This is a genomic window from Enterovibrio qingdaonensis, from assembly GCF_028683135.1.
Classification (GTDB): Bacteria; Pseudomonadota; Gammaproteobacteria; order Enterobacterales; family Vibrionaceae; genus Enterovibrio; species Enterovibrio qingdaonensis.
This window is the reverse complement of record NZ_JAJUBB010000006.1, coordinates 19,039-41,848: the sequence shown is the minus strand read 5'-3', so window position 1 is coordinate 41,848 and position 22,810 is coordinate 19,039. Positions and strand designations below refer to the sequence as shown.

The window sequence follows — 22,810 nt, the reverse complement described above, 5'->3', positions numbered from 1 at the left end:
TTACGCGCGACGCTGACGCACCGCTTCAAACAGACAGATACCCGTTGCTACCGACACGTTCAGGCTGGATACGCTGCCCGCCATTGGGATACTGATCAAGTCGTCACAGGTTTCGCGGGTCAAACGACGCATGCCGTCACCTTCCGCACCCATTACGATAGCCAGCGGCCCCGTCAGTTTCGCATCGTACACATCGTGCGTCGCCTCACCTGCGGTGCCGACAAACCACACGCCTTTTTCCTGTAATGCACGCATGGTGCGAGCCAGGTTGGTCACACGAACCAAAGGCACGACTTCTGCTGCGCCAACGGCCACTTTACGTGCGGTTGCATTCAGCTGTGCCGACTTGTCTTTCGGTACAATAACCGCGCACACACCCGCTGCATCTGCGTTACGCAGGCATGCACCTAGGTTATGCGGATCGGTCACGCCGTCCAACACCAACAGTAGCGGGTTCTCTTTACCATCCAGAATAATATCCAGATCGTTTTCGTTGTACTGGCGACCCGGCTTCACACGAGCGATTAAGCCTTGGTGTGATGCGCCTTTCGCTTTGTCATCCAGCGCTTTACGACCCATTTCTTGAAGGGTAATACCAAGGCGAGTCAGTTCGTTAAGCACAGGCAAAACGCGATCGTCTTGACGGCCTTTCAGAACAAAGACTTCGATAAAGCGAGATGGATCAGATTCCAGTACAGCTTTAACGGCGTGAATGCCGTAAATCATTTCATTGCTCATGGGTTACTTCTTTTGATTGCCTGCTTTTTCCGGTTTGCTTCGTTGCGCTTTTTTCTTACGCACCTTCTGGCTCTTGCTCTTTTTCTTCGCTGGAGTGCCATCAGCTATTTTACCTTCGGAAGGCCCCTTGTTCGCAGACGATCCTTTGCGATGAGGCTTTCCTTTTCTCTTTCCTTTGCCTTTAGGTGCTTTATCGTCACCTGCAGCCTTAGGAATAGCACCACGTTTTAGTTGCTGGCGAACAGAACCGCGCTCTTTAGCAGATTCAGGGTTTTTGCCCGACTCTGCGCGACCTTTCTTCGCTTTGTCCCGTGCTGTTTTACCGTCACCACGTGGTTTTCGCGTCACGCCATCCAGTCCAAAGTCGATCATCCTTTCATCAAGGTTGACGGATAATACTTTGACCGTGACCTGATCGCCAAGTCGGAATATACGACCAGAGCTTTCACCGACTAACTTTTGACTCACCATGTCGTAGTTGTAGTAATCATTATCAAGGTTTGAGATATGCACCAAACCATCAATATGGATATCATTCAAACGGACAAAGAATCCAAAACCGGTAACATTGGCAATTGTGCCTTCCATGACGTCGCCGACATGGTCTTGCATGTATTCACATTTCAGCCAGTCAGACACATCACGGGTCGCGTCGTCCGCGCGACGTTCTGTCATTGAGCACTGCTCACCCATCACGTCCATGTCGTCGGTGGAGTAATGGTACCCACCCGTCGGCGTCCAACGGTCAGTGTTGCGGCCTTCCTCTTTCGCGATCAGGTACTTGATTGCGCGATGAAGCAACAAGTCTGGGTAACGACGAATTGGCGACGTAAAGTGCGCGTACTGTTTCAGTGCCAAACCAAAGTGACCTGAATTATCTGCCTGATACACCGCTTGTTTCATTGAGCGCAGCAGCATGGTTTGGATCAGTTCTTGATCAGGACGGCCTGCAATGGCGTGCGCCAGTTTAGCGTAATCCGTCGGTGACGGTTCAAGTCCACCTTCCAACGTCAAACCCACTTCCTTCAGGAAGTCTTTAAAGCCGGTCAGACGTTCTTCACCTGGTGCCTCATGGACACGATACAGTGCAGGCTCTTTCGCTTTTTCTACGTATCTTGCAGACGCAATGTTCGCCAAGATCATACATTCTTCGATGATTTTGTGGGCGTCGTTACGCTCTACCGGCACGATTCGCTCTATCTTACGCATGGCGTTAAAGATGAACTTGGTTTCCACGGTTTCAAACTCAATCGCACCACGTTGCTCACGCGCTGCCTTGAGTACTTTGTACATGTTGTTCAGCTCTTCAAGATGCGGAACCAAGGGAGCATAGCGCTCACGCAGGGCGTCATCACCTTCCAGCATCGCGGCAACCTTGGTGTAGGTCAGACGCGCATGGGAGTTCATTACGGCTTCATAATGTTTGAAACCTGATAGCTTACCCGCTTCAGAGATGGTCATTTCACATACCATACACAGGCGGTCTACCTGCGGGTTCAGCGAACATAACCCGTTCGACAGCACTTCCGGCAGCATAGGAATAACCTGTGATGGGAAGTACACCGAGTTACCACGATTGATGGCTTCTTTATCAAGGGCTGAATCTGGACGTACGTAATAACTTACGTCTGCAATCGCAACCCAAAGACGCCAACCACCGGATTTTTTCTTCTCACAAAAGACCGCATCATCAAAGTCACGGGCATCTTCGCCGTCGATGGTAACTAGCGGCAGTTCACGCAGATCAACGCGACCTTGTTTGGCGTCTTCCGGCACTTGCTCAGTGAAGTTCTTGGTTTGTTTCTCGACATCTTGCGGCCATTCATGCGGGATGTTGTGCGTACGAACTGCAATCTCGATTTCCATGCCAGGTGCCATGTTCTCACCCAACACTTCTACTACGCGCCCCACAGGGTTGTGCTGACGGGTTGGACGTTGGAAGATTTCCACCACCACAACGTTACCCATGCGTGCGCCTTTGCGATCTTCTTGTGGGATCACAATATCTTGGCTCAAGCGCGAATCATCTGGCACGACAAAGCCTTGGCCGTTTTCCACGAAATAGCGACCCACTATCTGGCCTTTGCGTTCTTCCAATACGCGCACAACACGCGCTTCTTTTCGGCCACGTTTGTCCGTACCTGCAGGCTGCGCCAGAATAAAATCACCATGCATCACGCCCTTCATTTGGTGATGTGGCAGCAACCAATCTTCGCGGTTGCCTTTGCCTTCTGGACGCAAGAAACCAAAGCCATCGCGGTGACCAATTACGGTTCCTTTCACCAAATCCAGACGCTCTGGCAGTGCATAGCATTGGCGACGGGTGAAAATCAGTTGTCCATCGCGCTCCATGGCACGCAAACGGCGGCGTAAGCCTTCATATTCTTCGTCGCTTTTCAGGCCCAACACTTCAAATAGTTGGTCTCTGCTCACCGGAGTGGTAAACCCCTTGATAACCTCAAGTAAGTGCTCACGACTTGGCACTGGGTTTTCATATTTTTCTGCTTCACGACCGCTAAACGGATCGTTGCTGTGTAGATGTTTGTCCTGAGACATATAAGATTCCCGTTAGCGATATGTGATACTCAGTATATCGCTTTGAATTAAAGAATTTGGGCACCCGCAAGAAATACCGATAAAAACTGGTAGATCGTCTCAATTTCTTGGTTTTATGACGGGCGAACAGGGATAAGAAGGTGGCGCAGGTCATCATTGCCCGACACCATGTCTTGAAGTGTGTGTTTGTCCAATTCTGCCAAAAATGCTTCCGCTGCAACGGCGATGGCATTCTTTAATCGACAGGCTGGTGTGATATGACAGTTATCCGCACCACAATTCACAATTTGCAGTGGCTCCAATGCACGGATCACCTCACCGACAATGATCTCGTCTGCTGGTCTGCCAAGTCGGATCCCCCCGTTTTTGCCACGAACAGCTTCGACATAGCCGGCCTGACTCATACGGTGAATAATTTTCACCATATGGTTTCGTGACACCCCATATTTCTCTGTGACCACAGTGATACTGGTCAGTTCATCGGGAGGAAGCATAGCCAGATACATGAGTGCCCTTAGGCCATAATCTGTAAAACTGGTTAATTGCACGTTTTCAAATCTCCTCGTCGCCATTGTACTCTTATCTGGAGCAAAAGGCGCGCGCGCTCACATTTCTTTTTCAGCGGCTTTTTTCTTCATGTTATTAAAACACAACGTTCAAGTTCTACATACGGCTTACCGTAACATTTCAATTTTTGCTCACGCCCAAATTCACACTGTTTCACCAATTGCTTTTTAATGTTGATCTAAACATACATTTCAGATACAACTTTAAAGGTGCATTTCAAATGCCCCTTTAAATACAAAATAAGACAAGAAGGTCAGCCATGCTCAATCCAAAAACCATTGAAATCGTAAAATCCACCGCCCCGCTACTTGCCGAAACAGGGCCAAGACTTACTGCACACTTTTATGACCGTATGTTTGCAAGGCACCCAGAACTGAAAGACATATTTAATATGAGTAATCAGTTCTCAGGCGCACAACGTGAGGCGTTGTTTAACGCTGTTTATGGCTACGCTGCCAATATCGACAACCTAGAAGCCTTGCTGCCTGTGGTCGAGAAAATTGCGCAAAAGCATGCAAGCTTTGCCATTACGCCGGAGATGTATGCCATCGTAGGAGAAAATCTACTCGCCACCATTGATGAGCTGTTCTCGCCGGGTCAGGAGGTCATTGATGCATGGGCAGAAGCTTACGGCGTGTTAGCAAGCGTCTTTATTAATCGCGAAGAACAAATCTACCAAGAAAAAGCCAGTGAACTTGGCGGGTGGCGCGGAACACGTCGTTTTCGCATCATCGAAAAAAGCAAAGAAAGTGATGTCATCACCAGCTTCGTTTTTTCGCCAGAAGATGGAAAGCCGGTCGCTTCCTACAAGCCAGGCCAGTACATCGGTATTTACTTACACCCAGAAGTATTCGAAAACCGAGAAATTCGACAATACAGCCTATCCGATGCTCCTAATGGCCACACTTACCGGATCTCCGTAAAGCGCGATCCATTAGGGGTCGTATCGAATTACCTTCATGACCATATCCAAGAAGGCGATATTGTCGACCTTGCGCCACCAACGGGCGACTTTTTCTTCCAATCGTCAACTGAGACGCCCGTGGCTCTCATTTCAGGTGGCGTAGGTCAGACCCCCATGATGGCGATGCTGGAAAGTTTAAAAGATACACACAGTGCTGATGTGCATTGGCTCCATGCGGCTGAAAATGGTCAGCACCATGCTTTTGCTTTACGTGTTGGCGAATTAATGAAGCAAGACACCAAGATACAGCGCTCAGTATGGTACCGAGAACCCGTCAGTGAAGACTTGCAAGGGAAACATTATGACCGTGTTGGTTTGATGAATATCTCTGAAGTGGAAGGGCTAACAACGTCTCCAGATCGTCATTTCTACCTGTGTGGTCCAGTTGCATTTATGCAATCTATTGCGAAGCAACTGACCGATGCAGGCATTGCTGCTGACCGCATTTTTTACGAATGCTTTGGCCCACATAAGGTGATTTAACTATCCAGAAAGCAAAATGCCCGCGTTATGCGGGCATCTTTGAAACTTCGATACATTACCAATATGTATCTCGTCGTTTGGCGCGGGCAATGACATTGCGGGGCATTTTGTTTTCCAATGCCTTTCTCAGTGATGATATTTGATTGTGCGTGGACTTATCAGCTGTGATGGTGTGGTAGAGCCAGCGATACGCATCTTCATAATCAAGTGGGCTGCCGTAATCGTTCACCAGCAGCTCCGCTAATTGTAGTCTCGCACGCGTGTCACCAAGCGATGCAGCTTCACGGAAATAAGGAATAGCACGCTCTCGATCTTGTTGGACTAACGTACCGCGAGCATAGTAACGGCCTAATTGCTCTAATGCTGCGGGTAAACCTTGCTGCGCTGCAAGCTGCATATAGTAAATGCCGTTTTCAACATCCCGGTCTAAGCACACGCCCCATGCCAACATATCGCCATACAAGAATTGGTACGCAGGCGATTCAACCCTCAGTGCGCGAGCTTCAATATCTTGTAAAAGCTGACAGTCGTCTGCTTTGATCTTTTTGAGGTGAGAGTTCGTTTCAAACAGTCGGATCAGCTGCGAATCATCATATACAGGTAAAGCAGGCCCGATTTCTGCGCGCGCCGTGCCACTGACTAATATGATTGATAAGAATAAGGTTCGCAGTTTCATGCCTATCCACTTTTGACGGTGATGTTATTTGAGACTGTATGTCTTGCCTAACCTGTATCGGCACCAGTCAGATCAACTTTACCTTTAATGCCAAATTTTTTCGCGCCGCCCAGACTTAAGAATCTAAATGCCGGTGCATTCTCTACAAGTATAGAATGTGACAGGTAAAAAAAAACCAGCCACAAAGGCTGGTTTTTATAATCTCGAACCGATTAAGACGCGAAAGGCTGAACCTTGATGATGGTCTCGTTACGGTCTGGGCCAGTAGAAATGATGTCTACAGGCACGCCAGTCAACTCTTCGATACGCTTGATGTAGTCCAGAGCCGCTTGTGGCAGTTCTTCGATAGACTTAGCACCGAACGTTTTCTCGCTCCAACCAGGAACAGTTTCGTAAATCGGAGTAATGTTCTCGTACTCGTCAGCCGCCATTGGAGATACTTTCAAAATAGTACCATCGGCTTTCTGGTAGCCCGTACAGATCTTGATTTCTTCCAAGCCGTCTAGAACGTCCATCTTGGTCAGACAGAAGCCAGTGATAGAGTTGATCTGAATAGCGCGACGCATCGCAACTGCATCAAACCAACCAGTACGGCGCAGACGACCGGTAGTCGCACCAAACTCGTGGCCAACAGTACCCAAATGCTTACCAACTGGATCTTGCTTATCTAGGCCGTCGTAAAGTTCAGTCGGGAAAGGACCTGAACCTACGCGGGTGCAGTATGCTTTCGCAATACCCAGGATGTAACCTAGGTGACGAGGACCGAAACCAGAACCTGAAGCAACGCCACCAGCAGTGGTGTTAGAAGAGGTAACGTAAGGGTAGGTACCATGGTCGATATCTAGCAGCGTACCTTGTGCGCCTTCGAACATGATCTTGTCGCCACGTTGACGTGCATCGTCCAGCTCTTGGGTTACGTCAATAACCATGCTAGTTAGGATGTCCGCTTGCTCCATGACTTTCGCAAGGGTCTCTTCGTAGCTTACTGGCTCAGCCTTGTAGAAATGCTCCAACTGGAAGTTGTGCAGTTCCATCACTTCCTTAAGCTTCTCGGCAAACGCTTCTTTATCGAACAGGTCGCCAACGCGCAGACCGCGACGTGCAACTTTGTCTTCGTACGCAGGACCGATACCGCGACCGGTTGTACCGATTGCTTTTGAACCACGTGCTTTCTCACGCGCCATATCCAAAGCTACGTGATAAGGAAGAATTAGCGGACAAGCTTCTGACAGGAACAGGCGCTCACGAACCGGGATACCGCGATCTTCAAGGCCACCCATTTCTTTCATCAGTGCGTCAGGAGAAAGCACAACACCGTTACCGATGATGCATTTCACGTTGTTGCGAAGAATGCCAGAAGGGATCAAGTGTAGAACGGTTTTCTCACCGTCAATGACAAGAGTGTGACCTGCGTTGTGGCCGCCTTGGTAGCGAACGACGTACTGAGCGTCTTCAGTCAACAGATCAACGATTTTACCCTTACCTTCGTCACCCCATTGGGTGCCGAGAACGACTACGTTATTACTCATCTTTTCCAGTCAGTTGATGATTAAAACGGGATTCTAGCACCTTAGATTAAACGATGCAGTCATTTTTTAACCGTCGTCCCGTTCTCAAGCATCGGACTGTCACATTTCTTTCCAGTATTCATTTACTTAGACGACAACATCATATATGCGATCACTGCTCCAGCAACGACTAAACAGCCTCCAATTCGACGCAAAGTCGCGTCTGAAAGTAAGCTCATTTCACTCACCATTGCACGCCACTTTTGCGGCACAAGCATAGGACCCAAACCCTCCACGACCAGCACCAATCCGATCGCTAACCAAAGCTCGTTACCCATGTAAACTCCTAACGTTTGGGCAAAAAAAAGACAAGGCACGATGCCTTGTCTTTCTGTTCTATCGCTGCATCTTAGTTAAGACTAGCGTTTGGCTCTTTCATGTACTGGAAGAACTCACTATTCGGGTCAACAACGAGGATATCGCCCTTGTTGCTGAAGCTCTTCTCATACGCTTGCAAAGAACGCAGGAAGTTATAGAACTCTGGTTCTTTATTGAAAGAGGTCGCATAAATCTTCGCAACTTGTGCATCTGCTTCACCGCGCGTTACGCGCGCTGTTTTTTCAGCTTCAGCCAGCACTGTTGCCACTTCCAGCTCAGCCTGAGCACGGATAACTTCCGCTTTTTCTCGGCCTTGTGAGCGGTGACGACGCGCTACCGTTTCACGCTCTGCGCGCATACGTGCGTAGATAGATTCGCTGATCTCTTCTGGCAAGTTGATTTTCTTGATACGAAGGTCAATGACTTCGATACCAATATCATTCGCACTTTGCTGAACTTCAGCCAGTACGTCAGACATTACTCGCTCACGTTCTTCAGAGACGATTTCTTTGATGGTCTTAGAACCGATTTCAGCACGCAGGCCATCTGCCACTTTACGTTGCAGAAGGGCTTCCGCCGTCAAACGATTACCACCACCTGTTGACAGGTAGTATTGACCGAAATCTTGGATCTTCCACTTCACGTAGGAGTCGATGATCACGTCTTTTTTCTCTGACGTTACAAAGCGGTCAGACTGGTCATCCATGGTTTGAATACGCGCATCCAACAATTGGACGCGGTCAAACAATGGCACCTTGAACTGCAGACCCGGCTGATAGATACGTGCCTGATCGTCATCCGTTTTCAGAACTCGTCCGAAACGAATCACGATACCACGCTCGCCTTCATCAACCACAAACACAGACATAAGACCGGCTACAAGCGCAACAATGACCAGAGGAATTATTAGTTTACGCATAATTAATATCTCCCCTGACGCGACGTCGATTGACGACTATTGCTATTGCTTGGTGCGACAGTTTGTGTGCTTTCGAGTTCGATACCGTAATCACTTGCTGTGGTATCTTCCGTCGAACGCGGTTGTGACGACTGAGACATCAACTTATCCAGCGGTAAATAAAGTAAATTGCCGCCGCCTTCTTGAGAATCAATCAGTACTTTACTGGTGTTACCATAGACTTGTTCCATGGTTTCCAGATACAAACGATTACGCGTAACTTCAGGTGCTGCTTCATACTCAGGTAGCAGTTTGTCAAACTGAGCAACATCACCCTCTGCTTCGTTAACGATTTTCTCTTTGTAACCCAGTGCTTCTTTCTTCAGACGCTCCGCACGACCCGTTGCCTTCGGCAAAATGTCATTACGGTAAGCTTCCGCTTCACGGATGAAACGCTCTTCATCCTCTCGCGCAGCAATTGCATCATCGAATGCATCTTTAACTTGCTCTGGTGGACGTGCAGCATCGAAGTTGACGTCAACAACCAACAGACCCATGTCGTAACGATCAATGATTCGGTTGATTTCCACCTGAGTACGTTCACGGATTTGTTGACGACCTGTCGTCAGAATTTCATCCATCTCCGCATCACCAATAACCGCACGAAGTGCAGAGTCAGTGGCTTGACGAAGACTGTCATCCGCGTTCGTTACCGAAAAGAGGTATTTTTCCGGATTTGCAACACGGTACTGAACGTCCATTTCGACGTTAACCATGTTTTCATCTTTGGTCAGCATCTGACCCGAACCACGCAGCGAACGAATCGCTTCAACGTTAACGGTACGAACTTCATCAATGAAATTCGGTTTCCAGTTCAGACCAGGTTGCACAATACGTTCGTATTCACCGAAACGGAGAACAACGCCACGCTCGGCTTCACCTATGGTGTAAAAGCCAGATACGCCCCAGATAACCAAACCCACTACGGCAATTGCGCCCAAACCAGCGGCACCACTGCCACCGAAAGACGGACCCTTGCCGCCAAACAAACCACTCAGCTTACGACTGAGCTTGCCAAACACCTCATCGAGGTCAGGCGGTCCTTGGTCACGACCACCGCGGTTATTGTTACCCCACGGATCTTTGTCCTGACCGCCATTATTTCCTGGCTCATTCCACGCCATTAGAGCACTCCATCAGTATGATATGACGATAGTTTTTATACTGTAACAGCCTACTAGCTGACGATAAAGTCGCCGAACTCGCTGCCTTCCCGTTTTTTTAACCTCATCCAATCAGTTTGAGGTAACCGCACATCGACCAGCAAATGTCCGTCTTGTTCGTATTCTTCATGCAAAATACAACGCAACTGACAGAATTTACTGTGCATTCTGCCAATAGCTGCAGGTGGGATACGTAAGCGATAGCTTACCATAGTCCCTGACAGCCTTTCGGTCAGTGCCTCAAAAAGAAGATCTATGCCCCGATCTGCCAGTGCAGAAACCCATACAACACGTGGAACGCCTTCGTCGTCACGCTCGATACGTGGCTGAGCATTTTCCATGTTGTCTATCTTGTTCATGACCAACAAAGTGGGCACGTCGTTCGCTTCGATCTCTTCGAGTACTATGTTTACTGCATCAATATTTTCGCGGAATCGATCGTCACTTGCATCAATCACATGAAGCAACAATTGTGCTTCTTGGGTCTCTTTCAGCGTCGCTTTGAACGCTGCGACCAAATCGTGCGGTAGGTGACGGATAAATCCCACGGTATCAGCCAATATAACATCGCCCACATCTTCAACATCGATTTTACGCAGTGTCGGATCCAGCGTTGCAAACAACTGGTCGGCAGCATAAACACCCGCTTGAGTGATTCGGTTGAAAAGTGTCGACTTACCGGCGTTGGTGTACCCAACTAATGATACTGTAGGCACTTCCGCGCGGTTTCTAGCGCGTCGGCCTTGTTCTCGCTGTTTGGCAACCTTATCCAATCTACGCAAAATCGCCTTAACGCGATCACGCAATAAACGACGGTCTGTTTCGAGCTGGGTTTCACCCGGGCCACGAAGACCGATACCGCCTTTTTGACGCTCAAGGTGCGTCCAACCACGAACTAGACGGGTGGAAAGGTGGCGCAACTGTGCAAGTTCAACCTGAAGCTTACCCTCGTGTGTGCGCGCACGCTGGGCGAAGATATCTAGGATCAATCCTGTGCGATCGAGCACACGGCATTTGACCAAGCGTTCCAGGTTTCGTTCCTGTGCAGGTGACAGTGAGTGGTTAAAAATAACAATCTCAGCACCGCTCATTCGAACTGCATCTGCGATTTCAAGGGCTTTACCTTCACCAACGAAGTACTTGGAATGCGGGGATTGTCGGCTGCCTGTAATAGTTTGCAGCTTTGTAACCCCCGCAGACGATACCAGCATTTCAAATTCGCTGAGATCTTCCCATTCGCCTTCTTGGGTGAAGTTGATATGAACTAAAACAGCCTGTTCACCGGCTTCGTAACGGTCAAACAAGCAATCAACTCCTTACCAAAGGATGTTTACTCCTCTGTCTTTTCTGGACGATCACCTTGTGGGCGATCAGGCGTGTTGTTGTGATGGTGATTCACTGGGCGAGCAGGGACCACTGTTGAAATGGCGTGCTTGTAAACCATTTGGTTAACAGTATTTTTCAGCAGGATCACGAATTGGTCAAAAGATTCAATCTGGCCTTGAAGTTTAATTCCGTTTACCAAGTAGATAGAAACAGGTACACGTTCACGACGCAGTGCGTTCAGGAATGGGTCTTGTAGAGATTGCCCCTTAGCCATTTTTAATTTTCCTTATTGGTTTGTAGTTGTATATAGCAACAAAAAAATTCAACAACGCTGCCTACAACCAGCCAAGTATACCCTGCTCAAACAACGATCAGGTTAAACACTTTGTGACTGTTTGTAACGATAGCTCGGCGTTGTCGCTATCAAGCCAAGTCAAGTTATCCCAGCTACGTAGCCAGGTAATCTGCCGCTTGGCTAACTGACGAGTGGCGCAAACTCCGCGATAAACTGCATCTTCAAGTGAGCAGCTACCCGCCAAATGGTCCCACATCTGTCGATATCCCACACATCGGATCGAAGGCAAGTCAGGATTAAGATCGCCCCGATCATAAAGTGCGCGAACCTCCTCTTCGAAACCGGCTTTGATCATCTTGTCAAAACGCAGCTCAATTCGGCGATGCAGCTCTCCCCTTTCCTTAGGGGCTATTGCAAATTGGTGAACTTCGTATGGCAACGGTTCACCCTTGGTTTCAGTCAACTCTGTGAGAGTTTTACCCGAAATACGAAAAACTTCCAGCGCTCTGGACAGTCGCTGCGGATCATTTGGATGGATCCTCGCGCCTGCGACAGGGTCGATACGACACAACTCGTCGTGCAAAGCATGCCACCCCTGCTCACTAGCCTCTTGCTCAATTTTAGCTCGAATCGCTGGATCCGCTGGCGGTAAAGGAGACAATCCTTCCAACAATGCTTTGAAATAAAGCATGGTACCACCAACCAAAAGGGGAATTCTCCCTTTTGCGACAATCTGCTCCATCTCACGCAAGGCATCGGCACGGAAATCAGCGGCAGAATAAGCCTCTGAGGGATCTTTAATGTTGATCAATCGATGAGGAGCTAATGCCAACTCTTCTGCGGTAGGCTTCGCCGTACCAATATCCATATCTTTATAGATCAATGCGCTATCAACACTGATGATCTCCACTGGAAACTGTTTTCTCAGTGCGATAGCTAGATCTGTTTTTCCTGATGCCGTAGGGCCCATCAGGAAGATTGCCTTTGGCAATGGGTTACTCATGTTTAAAAGCTTCTATTGCTGTCATCACGTCAACCGGACGCAATAACAGTGAAAAATAGTCTGCTAGCTCACCCTGCCAACAGTTTTCTAATTCCGTGATCAGTGTAACGGCTTGGGAAAGCCCATATGCGTCTGTTTTTTGCGTCGCTTCCCAAGCTAACCATTTGGCTAAGTTCTCACTCGACAGCTTTTGCTGCGCGTCCAAATGAGTAAGTTGTTCTAACAATGCAGGTACAAACCGCTGCAAATTATGCTGGCGGATTGGCTGACATACTGCCATCACCATGATTTGACTGGCTGATTTTTGGCGAATTATGATACCAAACCGTGTCAGTAAGCCATCACATTTCGTCAATAACGCGATCTCTTCAGAAGATGCAGACATTGCTTGCGGGATTAAAAGCGGCTGCGCTTTCAAGCCTTCCTGTTCCGCGGCGCGAAACTGTCCCAGCAAATTCAGGTGCGCTGCAGCATCAAGATCAAGCAATGCGAGTCCTTCTTGTCGCTGAAGCAGCAAGTATTTGGCAGAAATAACCGTCAATGCCTTGCCCAATCCCTTGTCAGCATGACCAACTGAAACAGGCTGGCTTGCGAATGCAGAAGCGACAGGCTCGGTGACAGTAGCCTCATTTGCTGCCGGAACGACGGGAGTGGTCATTAACTCACGATAAACTCGCTGCTCATGCTTGGATGGCGAGCTTTCCCCGTAGCGTTCTTGACTGCGAGATGCCCCCGCACCCGAAAAATTCCCATCACTTGAAGAGCGACTCGCAGCCCCTCTGCTTGCTGGGCCTTTCATTGTATTACCGCCCAATGTTTGGCTTTGGGGACGCCAAGCGGCCGTGTCAGTATGACTTGAATTCGCTGAAGCAGAATAGGGGGTTTCCGCCACTTCAGACACGTGTTGGTTCGGCGCATCTGTCGTCGCTGACATATAATCCGCAAGCGGTGCCTGCGATGCTATCTCAATCGCTTCCTCAACGGGAGGCTCCGTGGTAGCCAGGTCCGCCTGATGCTCTGCCATCACTTGCATCAAGGCATCAGCAACTGCCTGATAAATGAAGTCATGAACCAACCTCGCCTGATGAAAACGCACTTCGTGTTTCGCGGGGTGTACATTGACATCGACTTGATGCGGATCGATATCAATATAGAGTACGTAGGCAGCAAACTGATCAGGGCGTAGGGAGGCTTCATAGCCTTGTCGAATCGCGTGATTGATGAGTTTATCTTTCATCATTCGTTGATTAACAAAGCAGTGTTGTATGTCGTTTTGTGCTCGTGCGCCTTCCGGCGTACAGATCCAACCGTGGAGTGTCAGTCCTTGATGCTCAAGGCTCACTTCAACGGCCGTTTTTACAAACTGGCTGCCACAAATAGCAGCAAGCCGTCGCTCTTTTTGCGTACCATTCTCCGCGGCGCGGTACTGACGGACAATCGTGCCGTTGTGGCGAAGTGTTATCGCCACATCAAAACGGCTCAGTGCGATGCGCTTGAGAAGCTCATCGATATGACCGAATTCCGTTTTATCCGTACGCAGAAACTTACGACGTGCAGGTGTATTAAAGAACAAATCCACCACTTCAACCGTGGTGCCAACCGGATGCGCAGCGGGCTTTACCTGAACAGCCATGTCACGCCCTTCCGCGTAGGCTGACCATGCTTCCGCCTGAGTAACTGTGCGAGAAGTCATCGTCAAACGGGAAACAGAACTGATACTGGCTAGTGCCTCACCGCGAAACCCTAAACTCACGATCGCTTCCAGATCGTCAAGACAAGATATTTTCGACGTCGCATGCCTGCTTAACGCCAATTCAAGCTCTTCTTTAGGAATGCCTGAGCCGTTATCTCGGATTCGAATGAGCTTACTACCACCCTTTTCGATATCCACATCAATGCGGGTAGCTCCCGCATCAATGCTGTTTTCCACCAGCTCTTTGACCACAGAAGCAGGCCGTTCAACCACTTCGCCTGCGGCAATCTGGTTGGCCAGACGCGCAGGTAATATCTGAATTGCCATGACTAACTCCCGGGGATGATCAATGTCTGACCTATCGCCAGTTCATCTGAACGCAATTTATTGACGCGTCGGATGCTGTCGATTGAAACGCCATAATTTGATGCAATCTTACCCAGATATTCTCCACGTTTCACTTTGTGCTTTTTGTCTTTCGGCTTGATACCGACAATCTTCAACTTCTGCCCAATCGCAAGCTCGTCCGAACGCAGTTTGTTGGCACTGCGAATACTCGCAACAGAGACATCGTATTTTGCAGCGATTTTTCCAAGAAACTCACCACGCTTAACGGTATGCACGGCCGATGTAGTCGCCGATGACTTAATCGTTGATTTACCACTGCTCGTTGAGGTTGAACGAGAAGCCGTTGATTGCAATGCATCAAGGTTAACATTAGGTACAGTGAGTACTTGTCCGATACGTAGCGAATTGGATTTAAGGCTGTTAGCCGCCTTAATTGCCGATACGGAACTGCCATACTTTTTCGCAATCGTTGACAGCGACTGACCAGATGTCACCTTGTGCTTAATGCCGTTCTTCTTCGCCGCCATTAATGTGCCGTCTGGTGGAAAGTCTTCGAAGTAGGTCAATACACCTTTGAAAACCGCATTAGCAATTTTTTGTTGATGGCTGGTGCTAAGAAGCAATTTTTCTTCTTGCGGATTAGTAATAAACCCAGCCTCAACCAACAGTGATGGAATATCCGGTGATTTGAGTACCGCCAGACTCGCATGCTCAGGATTAGGCTTGTGCAGTTTGGTGACTTTGCCCATTTCTTTTAAAACGCGCACAGCCACATCGTAGCCTTCCTTTTGCGAATTACTGAACTGCAAGTCCAGAACCGCACGGCTCAGATATTCATCTTGATTGTCATCAAGTAACGCACCACCGCCAAGCAAATTAGACTGCTCTTCATGTTTCTCAATCCAGCGACCGATCTCATTGTTCGCGCGCTTTCGTGACAACACCCAAACCGACGCGCCATTAGGCTGAGGCTTATGGAATCCATCCGCGTGAATAGAAACAAGCAAGTGAGCCCCTTGTTTTCGTGCAATTTCAGATCGCTTATTCAGGTCAACAAAATAGTCACCATTTCGCGTCAAAACCGCTTTCATTCCGGGTACAGAATTAATTTTGTCCGCTACGCGACGCGCAATGGAAAGGGTTACATGCTTCTCGTATTTTCTGCGAGGACCGATTGCACCTGGATCGTTTCCACCATGACCAGGATCGATCGCGACAATGATGTCATCGGTACCAAATGGCAGTGCCGCTTGTGTTTCAGACGGTATCGGCTTTTTCGCAACAGGTTGCGGCATTGCCGCTTTGCCATGCGGCAAGTCAATCACCAAGCGATGACCGTATTCACCGCCAGGAGCCAAGGTAAAAATACGCGGTAAGCTTTTGTCTTTCAGCTCAAACACTAAGCGATATGAGCCTTTGTCTGGCGGACTACTCTTACGAATCTTTGTCAGGATCTTGCTGCCACTGACCGCATGTGGCAGTGTCATACCCAAAGAGGTATCTTTGAGATCAACGACCAATCGATTAGGCTTGGTTAACGTAAAATACGAGAAGGATGGCACCTCCGCCATATCCATCACCACGCGCGTTTCATCCGGTGCAGGCCATACACGAACATTTTCTAGTTCGTTCGCCCATACGGCGGACATCGCTCCCATCCAACACAGTATTCCTGCCAGCGCACCCCGCCATAGCATATCGTCAGTTCCACTCCAGTTTATCAAGTAACACTTCGCCTGCAGGTGTGTTTGCATTCACCTTAACGGTACGTGTTTCACCGTTATATTTCAGTGTGATATCAAGATCCGGCTCCGGCAACAAACCTTGCCCTTTTTCGGGCCATTCCACCAAACATAATGCGTCAGGTGTGAAGTAGTCACGGATCCCCATAAACTCGAGCTCTTCTGGATCGGCCAAACGGTAAAGATCAAAATGATAAACCTGCCAATCTGCCAGTTGATAAGGCTCTACCAGTGTATACGTTGGGCTTTTTACATTGCCTGAATGGCCCAGAGACTGAATAAAGCCGCGCGAAAACGTGGTTTTACCCGCCCCCAAGTCACCGTGAAGGTAAATGGTTGTCTGTTGGTTACATGCAGCGGCAATAGCCGCGCCAAAAGCGACAGTCGCCTGCTCATCAGCAAGCGCAGCATTTAAAATCTTGGTCATGTTTCTCACTGCTTTTCCCCTGATGGGACCTTCCATCAGGTTGGACTTTGATTTATCTTTTTTCCCAACAAAGGTAATAAATCGCTGGCGAGTAAGCCTCGCTCCCCTTGTTGTGCGACGACATCAGCGGCATGGCTGTGTAAAAACGCCCCATAAACCGCAGAACTGCTTAACTCTTTTGTTTGAGCGATGAGTGCGGCAATACAACCCGTCAACACATCCCCCATTCCACCTGATGCCATGGCTGGGTTTCCAGCATGGATAACAGATAAAGTGGTGCCATCATAAACGATTGTGCCTGCACCTTTAAGTACGACAATGCCGCCATATACGTTATGTAACTCTTTGACGGCAGAAAACCGATCACGTTCAATTTCTCTTACGCTTTTACTCAATAGCCGAGCGGCCTCCCCTGGGTGTGGTGTGAGTACCCAGTTTCCATAACGACACGGGTACTGCGCGAGCAGGTTTAACGCATCGGCATCTAACACCATAGGTACGTTCATCGCCAATGCGCCGTCGAACAGATGACGAGACCAGTTCGATACCCCAAGACCCGGACCAATAGCAATAACGTCACCCCAAGACAGTGTATGCTCAAGTATTTCTCCACCCTGATGTTCTTGCCAGAACATGGTCATCAATTCAGGCTGGCGAGCAATTATCGCAGGCGTGTTCACTTCCGCAGTCAGCAATGACACTAAGCCTGCGCCAGTGCGAAGCGCAGCCTGACCACAAAGGATAATGGCACCGCCCATTCCTTTCTGACCGCCTATACAAATCAAACGACCCAGATGACCTTTGTGTGCGCTTCGTTTACGCACAGGTTCGAGATGCTGAACGTTCTCTGCAAGAAGAAGATGGGCTGACGGTGATATGTTTGCTTCGAATGCGTCGAAAATTCCTAGCCCGTCAAAAACGATATCACCGCAATAATCTCTGGCGACACCGGTGAACTGTCCTTGCTTGAGAGCAACAAAGGTGATGGTGCACGTTGCACATACCGCTTTGCCCATTACAACGCCTGAATTGGCGTTCAAGCCACTTGGAACATCAATCGACAATACTGGAATCTGTTGCTGATTAATCGTCGCAATTGCATCCGCATAATGGGGGGAAACTGGTCGGTTTAATCCCGTACCAAGTAATGCATCGACAATAAGATCGCACGACGTATCAGGGAAAGATCTCTGTTCAGCTTTTCCACCCACCATTTCAAAAGCGTTGAATGCCTGTTTGGCATCGCCTTGAAGCGCAGAAGGATCAGCAGCCGACCAAACCCGCACGTTAAGCTCAGCTTCAATGGCAAGCTTTGCAACCACGTAACCGTCTCCGCCATTGTTTCCGCCACCACATGCGATAAGGATCGTTTTCGCCTCCGGCCAGCGATCACGTAAGATCTGGAAGGCAGCATTTCCGGCGCGATCCATCAGGGTGTACATTTCCAAACCAAGATCTGCTGCGATCTTGCGCTCTCCGTCTCGAACCTGATCCGTTCGGTAGAGTGAGTATGGTAAACTTGCCGTCATCTTCAGCTTTCCATTCTGATCTTATGTCCGACTCTCGATCCACATCGTCGATCAATCTAAACCACCTTGTTGAAAATATCAGGCAATGGGGGCATGAACTAGGTTTTCAGCATATTGGTATTGCTGATGTTGATCTCCGTCAGCATGAAGCCCTTTTACAGCATTGGCTTGATGCGGGATATCATGGCGATATGGATTGGATGGCGCGGCACGGCATGATGCGCGCAAGACCACAAGAGTTGGTCGAAGGCACCGTTCGTGTCATCAGTGCGCGTATGGATTATTTGCCTCCCTATGCAGGGTTCGCGAAAACGCTCGATAACCCTGACATTGCCTATATCAGCCGCTATGCACTCGGACGCGATTACCACAAACTGGTGCGAAATCGCCTGAAAAAACTGGGGGAGCGGATTGAAGAAGAAGTTGGAAAATATGGCTACCGCCCTTTCGTTGATTCCGCACCGGTATTGGAGCGTCCATTGGCAGAAAAAGCGGGACTTGGCTGGACAGGTAAACATTCTCTGCTGTTGGATAAAAACGCAGGTTCGTGGTTTTTCCTTGGTGAACTGCTGATTGATTTGCCGCTTCCAGTCGACCAGCCTGTTGAAAACCAATGCGGCAAATGCGTAGCCTGTATGACAACATGCCCGACAGGCGCAATCGTTGGCGAAACCGTTGTGGATGCCAGACGCTGCATTTCCTATCTCACCATTGAACTCGACGGCCCCATTCCTGAAGAATTCCGCAAACCCATGGGCAACCGAATTTATGGCTGCGATGACTGCCAGTTGGTATGCCCGTTCAACCGTGAATCAGAGCTGACACAAGAATCTGACTTCTACGCGCGACCGAGCCTTGCGCAGCAATCTCTCAAAACACTTTTCGCTTGGGATGAAGTCACATTTTTAAAAGAAACCGAAGGGTCAGCGATCCGCCGAATAGGCCATGAAAAATGGCGTAGGAACCTTTCTGTCGCAATGGGAAACGCGCCCTATGACCCAGAGATTGTTGAGCTTCTACAAGCAGCTAAAGGATTCTCTGCTATGCTTGATCAGCATATTGATTGGGCAATTACCCAACAAACAGCCAACAAGGCGACAGTAGCCATTGATGTACTGCCTGCCTCAACAAAACGATTGGTCCGCATAGTAAAAAAAGGATTGCCGCGTGATGCCTAATCCACTCAAACCTTGATTGCGAACTCAGTTTTCCAGAGACATTTTTCCAAAAATAAGACACAGATTCAGTTCTGCTGCGTAATGTGGAAAACCTTTTCAGTACACCGTCATTAGATGCATATTGATAAAGTTAAACACACGCTGTGGGTAGTTAATGACGCATATCACGGAACATGAACAAGCTGGGGATATCAGTTTGAAAAACACAAGCATGAATAATTTAATTTAAATTAAAACAAGCACATACACTAATAGTTACACACATGCATAACGAATCCACTGATCAACTTCCATCCAAAAAGCACTGAGTAACATCACACCATTAAATATTAATCAACGACTTTACCCACAGGTAGCACTGTGTGGATAACTCTGTTGAGAAACACGAAATATTAGTGCTTTGACGCTAAGTTAGAAGACTACGACAAAGAAGATTAACTGATTGTAGTGGGCTAGACCTTGCCCAGAGATAATGCTTCACAGCATTAAAGACAACGATTCGCCGTACCCTATATTCAACTGATACGTTATTTGCGAAGTGTTGGTGCTTACAGGTGACTATCTGTAAGGAAATTGGAGCGACACACGAGGTTCCCGATCTTCAAGGCTTAGGCGTGACCTCAACCTTGGCAAGGATCCTTGCATTTCTCTCTTCCCCTTCTGGGGACATAAATTGGAGCGACACACGAGGTTCGAACTCGTGACCTCAACCTTGGCAAGGTTGCGCTCTACCAGCTGAGCTAGTGTCGCATTCAAAGAGCGTCCGAAATAGTTCGGCAAAATTAGAAACAAACAGCAATGCAATTGCTGTTTGAGCTTTCTTATCGAAAGAAAATTTGGAGCGACACACGAGGTTCCCGATCTTCAAGGCTTAGGCGTGACCTCAACCTTGGCAAGGTTCCTTGCATTTCGCACTTCCACAATGGAAGTTTAAATTGGAGCGACACACGAGGTTCGAACTCGTGACCTCAACCTTGGCAAGGTTGCGCTCTACCAGCTGAGCTAGTGTCGCTTTGTATTCCAACAGTGTTGGATTATTTATTGTTTTTAGCAGCTTAGGCGTTGCCTACTCTGCGCTTCCCAAAGGGAAGACAAAATTTGGAGCGACACACGAGGTTCGAACTCGTGACCTCAACCTTGGCAAGGTTGCGCTCTACCAGCTGAGCTAGTGTCGCATAGTTAATCCGACAATCTATCGGAATCATTTCAAATTTTGGAGCGACACACGAGGTTCGAACTCGTGACCTCAACCTTGGCAAGGTTGCGCTCTACCAGCTGAGCTAGTGTCGCATAGATCATCCGACGATCAATCGGATCATTCAAATTTTTGGAGCGACACACGAGGTTCGAACTCGTGACCTCAACCTTGGCAAGGTTGCGCTCTACCAGCTGAGCTAGTGTCGCCCTATCAAAGACAATTGTCTCTGTCAGGGCTGCGAATTATACGAAGAAAAATTCGGGATGCAAGCCCTTAAAATCATAAATTTTTAATTTTTCTTCGTATTGATTACTTTAGCGTCAGATCGTAAAGATCTTCGTCCGGTAGTAGCGCAATTCTTCGATCGATTCTCGAATGTCATCCAAAGCCAAATGCGTGCCCTGCTTTGTGAAGCCATTCAATACTTCAGGTTGCCAGCGTCGAACCAGTTCTTTGATTGTGCTGACATCAACGGTGCGGTAATGGAAAAAACGTTCCAAATCAGACATATGTTTGTATAAAAAACGACGATCCTGACCCACGCTATTACCACAGATAGGAGAAACACCTGCTGGAACCCATTTTTGCAGGAACAAAATGGTTTCTTTAATCGCTTGCTCTTCAGTGATAGAGCTTGCTTTAACACGATCCACCAGCCCGCTGCCAGTGTGCGTGTTCGTGCACCATTCATCCATTTTTGCCAACTCTTCGTCTGGTTGATGAATGGCAATGACAGGCCCTTCAGCTAACACATTAAGTTCAGCATCTGTTACTACTGTGGCAATCTCTATGATTTTATGGACTTCTGGGTCGAGTCCAGTCATTTCAAGATCAATCCAGATTAAATTCTTATCGCTGAAAGACATCCAATTTGCCTATTTTACAAGTAAACCATGTATCATACTTAGCCTGACTTGAAAGCCAACTAAACTAGCGACATTCTCGTGGCAAAAAAGAAAAAGCTCACAAAAGGCCAATTGCGCCGAGTACGGACAAACCAAAGAAAACGTATCGATCGTCAGCAAGATGACGTCCAATGGGACGAATCTTTACTGGAATCAGCCCGTGAAGGGGTCGTTATTACCCGCTTCGGACAGCACGCCGATATTGAAGATGCTCAAACCGGCGATATCCATCGCTGCAACCTGCGTCGTTCAATCGAAAGCTTGGTGACCGGTGATACCGTCGTTTGGCGCCCTGGTGTAGAAACGCTGCAAGGTATCGCTGGCGTTGTCGAAGCTGTGCATGAACGCCGCACTGTCCTCACCCGCCCAGACTACTATGACGGCGTGAAACCGGTCGCGGCTAACGTTGATCAAGTCGTGATCGTTTCCGCGATATTACCCGAATTGTCTACGAACATTATAGACCGTTACCTGATCGCCACAGAACAGGTCGATTTCAAGCCGCTTATCGTCATCAACAAAATTGACTTGTTAGACGCAGAAGGCCTTGAAATGGTTAAGAATGCTCTATCAATTTACCAAGAAATTGGTTACGACGTTTTGATGGTGAGCCGCAAAACGGGCGAAGGCATGGACGAACTGAAAGCACGCCTTGCTGATGTCACCAGTATTTTTGTTGGGCAATCTGGTGTAGGTAAGTCCAGTTTAGTCAATGCGTTACTGCCTGAAGTGAACGCAGATACAGGTGAAGTTTCTGAAAACTCAGGACTTGGCCAGCATACGACGACGACTGCACGCCTGTATCACTTCCCTGATGGCGGCGATCTCATCGACAGCCCAGGGGTGCGTGAATTCGGCCTTTGGCATTTAGAACCAGAGCAAGTCACTAAAGGATTCAAAGAATTCGGTGATTACTTAGGCGGCTGTAAATTCCGGGATTGTAAGCATAAAGACGATCCAGGTTGTGTTATCCGCGAAGCCATGGAAAACCGAAAGATCAGCGAGATGCGTTTCGATAGCTATCACAAGATCATCGATAGCATGTCTGAAATGAAAGCAAACCGTCAGTTTTCACGCAACAAAGAAAACTGATCACGTTCAGTAATTGACCTTATTCTGGTTAGCGGCCTGTTAATTTTGTAAACTAGGCCGCTTTTTACTTTCCGGTCTTAGGG

General features: G+C 48.4%; 19 protein-coding genes and 5 tRNA genes. 3 read left to right on the top strand and 21 right to left on the bottom strand.

The genetic code is table 11. From position 1 onward, the window contains the following. The 3 genes from rlmB to nsrR form a co-directional block, all read right to left on the bottom strand. The gene (gene rlmB / locus LRP49_RS10040) at nucleotides 1-738 is read right to left on the bottom strand and encodes a 23S rRNA (guanosine(2251)-2'-O)-methyltransferase RlmB (protein ID WP_274141981.1); all 738 of its coding nucleotides are present in this window, start codon (nucleotides 736-738) and stop codon (nucleotides 1-3) included. A 3-nt stretch (nucleotides 739-741) separates the two neighbouring features. Continuing rightward, the gene (rnr, locus tag LRP49_RS10035) at nucleotides 742-3,294 is read right to left on the bottom strand and encodes a ribonuclease R (protein WP_274141980.1); all 2,553 of its coding nucleotides are present in this window, start codon (nucleotides 3,292-3,294) and stop codon (nucleotides 742-744) included. Between the two features lie 113 nt (nucleotides 3,295-3,407). Further along, on the bottom strand, nucleotides 3,408-3,842 hold the full coding sequence (gene nsrR, locus LRP49_RS10030; RefSeq protein WP_274141979.1) for a nitric oxide-sensing transcriptional repressor NsrR: 435 nt from the start codon (nucleotides 3,840-3,842) through the stop codon (nucleotides 3,408-3,410). Nucleotides 3,843-4,120: 278 nt separating this feature from the next. Between nsrR and hmpA the strand changes: the two genes are divergently transcribed. Continuing rightward, the gene (gene hmpA / locus LRP49_RS10025) at nucleotides 4,121-5,308 is read left to right on the top strand and encodes an NO-inducible flavohemoprotein (RefSeq protein WP_274141978.1); all 1,188 of its coding nucleotides are present in this window, start codon (nucleotides 4,121-4,123) and stop codon (nucleotides 5,306-5,308) included. A 55-nt stretch (nucleotides 5,309-5,363) separates the two neighbouring features. Here the strand turns inward: hmpA and motX are convergent, their stop codons facing one another. From motX to LRP49_RS09965, 12 genes are all read right to left on the bottom strand, one after another. Continuing rightward, nucleotides 5,364-5,984, bottom strand: a complete 621-nt coding sequence (gene motX, locus LRP49_RS10020) for a flagellar protein MotX (RefSeq protein WP_274141977.1) — start codon at nucleotides 5,982-5,984, stop codon at nucleotides 5,364-5,366. A gap of 212 nt (nucleotides 5,985-6,196) precedes the next feature. After that, the gene (locus tag LRP49_RS10015; protein WP_274141976.1) at nucleotides 6,197-7,513 is read right to left on the bottom strand and encodes an adenylosuccinate synthase; all 1,317 of its coding nucleotides are present in this window, start codon (nucleotides 7,511-7,513) and stop codon (nucleotides 6,197-6,199) included. A 122-nt stretch (nucleotides 7,514-7,635) separates the two neighbouring features. Next, nucleotides 7,636-7,830 carry a DUF2065 domain-containing protein gene (locus LRP49_RS10010; protein ID WP_274141975.1) on the bottom strand — a complete coding sequence of 65 codons (195 nt, stop codon included), beginning with the start codon at nucleotides 7,828-7,830 and terminating at the stop codon, nucleotides 7,636-7,638. Between the two features lie 71 nt (nucleotides 7,831-7,901). Then, nucleotides 7,902-8,789: a protease modulator HflC gene (gene hflC / locus LRP49_RS10005; protein ID WP_274141974.1), complete on the bottom strand. Its 888-nt coding sequence runs from the start codon at nucleotides 8,787-8,789 to the stop codon at nucleotides 7,902-7,904. A gap of 2 nt (nucleotides 8,790-8,791) precedes the next feature. Next, complete coding sequence (gene hflK, locus LRP49_RS10000) at nucleotides 8,792-9,952, bottom strand: FtsH protease activity modulator HflK (RefSeq protein WP_274141973.1); 1,161 nt, start codon at nucleotides 9,950-9,952, stop codon at nucleotides 8,792-8,794. A gap of 53 nt (nucleotides 9,953-10,005) precedes the next feature. Then, complete coding sequence (gene hflX, locus LRP49_RS09995; protein WP_274141972.1) at nucleotides 10,006-11,295, bottom strand: ribosome rescue GTPase HflX; 1,290 nt, start codon at nucleotides 11,293-11,295, stop codon at nucleotides 10,006-10,008. A 26-nt stretch (nucleotides 11,296-11,321) separates the two neighbouring features. Further along, nucleotides 11,322-11,591, bottom strand: coding sequence for an RNA chaperone Hfq (gene hfq / locus LRP49_RS09990; protein WP_274141971.1), 270 nt, complete (start codon nucleotides 11,589-11,591; stop codon nucleotides 11,322-11,324). Between the two features lie 97 nt (nucleotides 11,592-11,688). Further along, the gene (gene miaA / locus LRP49_RS09985; RefSeq protein ID WP_274141970.1) at nucleotides 11,689-12,615 is read right to left on the bottom strand and encodes a tRNA (adenosine(37)-N6)-dimethylallyltransferase MiaA; all 927 of its coding nucleotides are present in this window, start codon (nucleotides 12,613-12,615) and stop codon (nucleotides 11,689-11,691) included. After that, a complete protein-coding gene (gene mutL / locus LRP49_RS09980; RefSeq protein WP_274141969.1) occupies nucleotides 12,608-14,635 on the bottom strand; it encodes a DNA mismatch repair endonuclease MutL in 2,028 nt (675 codons plus the stop codon). The genes miaA and mutL overlap by 8 nt, the downstream gene beginning before the upstream one ends. A 2-nt stretch (nucleotides 14,636-14,637) precedes the next feature. Beyond that, nucleotides 14,638-16,353 (bottom strand): N-acetylmuramoyl-L-alanine amidase, encoded by a 1,716-nt coding sequence (locus LRP49_RS09975; RefSeq protein WP_274141968.1) that lies wholly within the window; start codon nucleotides 16,351-16,353, stop codon nucleotides 14,638-14,640. 4 nt (nucleotides 16,354-16,357) lie between these two features. Next, entirely contained in the window at nucleotides 16,358-16,825 is a 468-nt protein-coding gene (gene tsaE, locus LRP49_RS09970) for a tRNA (adenosine(37)-N6)-threonylcarbamoyltransferase complex ATPase subunit type 1 TsaE (RefSeq protein WP_274141967.1), read from the bottom strand. Between the two features lie 35 nt (nucleotides 16,826-16,860). Next, complete coding sequence (locus LRP49_RS09965; RefSeq protein ID WP_274141966.1) at nucleotides 16,861-18,354, bottom strand: NAD(P)H-hydrate dehydratase; 1,494 nt, start codon at nucleotides 18,352-18,354, stop codon at nucleotides 16,861-16,863. A 50-nt stretch (nucleotides 18,355-18,404) separates the two neighbouring features. Between LRP49_RS09965 and queG the strand changes: the two genes are divergently transcribed. Continuing rightward, complete coding sequence (queG, locus tag LRP49_RS09960; protein ID WP_274142216.1) at nucleotides 18,405-19,532, top strand: tRNA epoxyqueuosine(34) reductase QueG; 1,128 nt, start codon at nucleotides 18,405-18,407, stop codon at nucleotides 19,530-19,532. Nucleotides 19,533-20,206: 674 nt separating this feature from the next. Here queG and LRP49_RS09955 read toward each other — a convergent pair. The 6 genes from LRP49_RS09955 to orn form a co-directional block, all read right to left on the bottom strand. Next, a tRNA-Gly gene (locus LRP49_RS09955) sits at nucleotides 20,207-20,282 on the bottom strand. 186 nt (nucleotides 20,283-20,468) lie between these two features. Then, nucleotides 20,469-20,544 (bottom strand) — tRNA-Gly (locus LRP49_RS09950). A gap of 87 nt (nucleotides 20,545-20,631) precedes the next feature. Then, nucleotides 20,632-20,707, bottom strand: a tRNA-Gly gene (locus LRP49_RS09945). Between the two features lie 39 nt (nucleotides 20,708-20,746). Beyond that, nucleotides 20,747-20,822 (bottom strand) — tRNA-Gly (locus LRP49_RS09940). Nucleotides 20,823-20,860: 38 nt separating this feature from the next. Next, nucleotides 20,861-20,936 (bottom strand) — tRNA-Gly (locus tag LRP49_RS09935). Nucleotides 20,937-21,050: 114 nt separating this feature from the next. Continuing rightward, nucleotides 21,051-21,596, bottom strand: a complete 546-nt coding sequence (orn, locus tag LRP49_RS09930) for an oligoribonuclease (protein WP_274141965.1) — start codon at nucleotides 21,594-21,596, stop codon at nucleotides 21,051-21,053. 78 nt (nucleotides 21,597-21,674) lie between these two features. Between orn and rsgA the strand changes: the two genes are divergently transcribed. After that, nucleotides 21,675-22,727 carry a small ribosomal subunit biogenesis GTPase RsgA gene (rsgA, locus tag LRP49_RS09925; protein WP_274141964.1) on the top strand — a complete coding sequence of 351 codons (1,053 nt, stop codon included), beginning with the start codon at nucleotides 21,675-21,677 and terminating at the stop codon, nucleotides 22,725-22,727. Nucleotides 22,728-22,810 lie beyond the last annotated feature (83 nt).

Excerpts from the sequence above, each read along its gene's own strand:
- hflK (WP_274141973.1), bottom strand. The coding sequence starts at position 9,952 with ATGGCGTGGAATGAGCCAGGAAATAATGGCGGTCAGGACAAAGATCCG.
- rlmB (WP_274141981.1), bottom strand. The coding sequence starts at position 738 with ATGAGCAATGAAATGATTTACGGCATTCACGCCGTTAAAGCTGTACTG.
- hflC (WP_274141974.1), bottom strand. The coding sequence starts at position 8,789 with ATGCGTAAACTAATAATTCCTCTGGTCATTGTTGCGCTTGTAGCCGGT.
- LRP49_RS09965 (WP_274141966.1), bottom strand. The coding sequence starts at position 18,354 with ATGACGGCAAGTTTACCATACTCACTCTACCGAACGGATCAGGTTCGA.
- hfq (WP_274141971.1), bottom strand. The coding sequence starts at position 11,591 with ATGGCTAAGGGGCAATCTCTACAAGACCCATTCCTGAACGCACTGCGT.
- mutL (WP_274141969.1), bottom strand. The coding sequence starts at position 14,635 with ATGGCAATTCAGATATTACCTGCGCGTCTGGCCAACCAGATTGCCGCA.
- LRP49_RS10015 (WP_274141976.1), bottom strand. The coding sequence starts at position 7,513 with ATGAGTAATAACGTAGTCGTTCTCGGCACCCAATGGGGTGACGAAGGT.
- tsaE (WP_274141967.1), bottom strand. The coding sequence starts at position 16,825 with ATGACCAAGATTTTAAATGCTGCGCTTGCTGATGAGCAGGCGACTGTC.
- miaA (WP_274141970.1), bottom strand. The coding sequence starts at position 12,615 with ATGAGTAACCCATTGCCAAAGGCAATCTTCCTGATGGGCCCTACGGCA.
- hmpA (WP_274141978.1), top strand. The coding sequence starts at position 4,121 with ATGCTCAATCCAAAAACCATTGAAATCGTAAAATCCACCGCCCCGCTA.
- motX (WP_274141977.1), bottom strand. The coding sequence starts at position 5,984 with ATGAAACTGCGAACCTTATTCTTATCAATCATATTAGTCAGTGGCACG.
- rnr (WP_274141980.1), bottom strand. The coding sequence starts at position 3,294 with ATGTCTCAGGACAAACATCTACACAGCAACGATCCGTTTAGCGGTCGT.
- orn (WP_274141965.1), bottom strand. The coding sequence starts at position 21,596 with ATGTCTTTCAGCGATAAGAATTTAATCTGGATTGATCTTGAAATGACT.
- LRP49_RS09975 (WP_274141968.1), bottom strand. The coding sequence starts at position 16,353 with ATGCTATGGCGGGGTGCGCTGGCAGGAATACTGTGTTGGATGGGAGCG.
- LRP49_RS10010 (WP_274141975.1), bottom strand. The coding sequence starts at position 7,830 with ATGGGTAACGAGCTTTGGTTAGCGATCGGATTGGTGCTGGTCGTGGAG.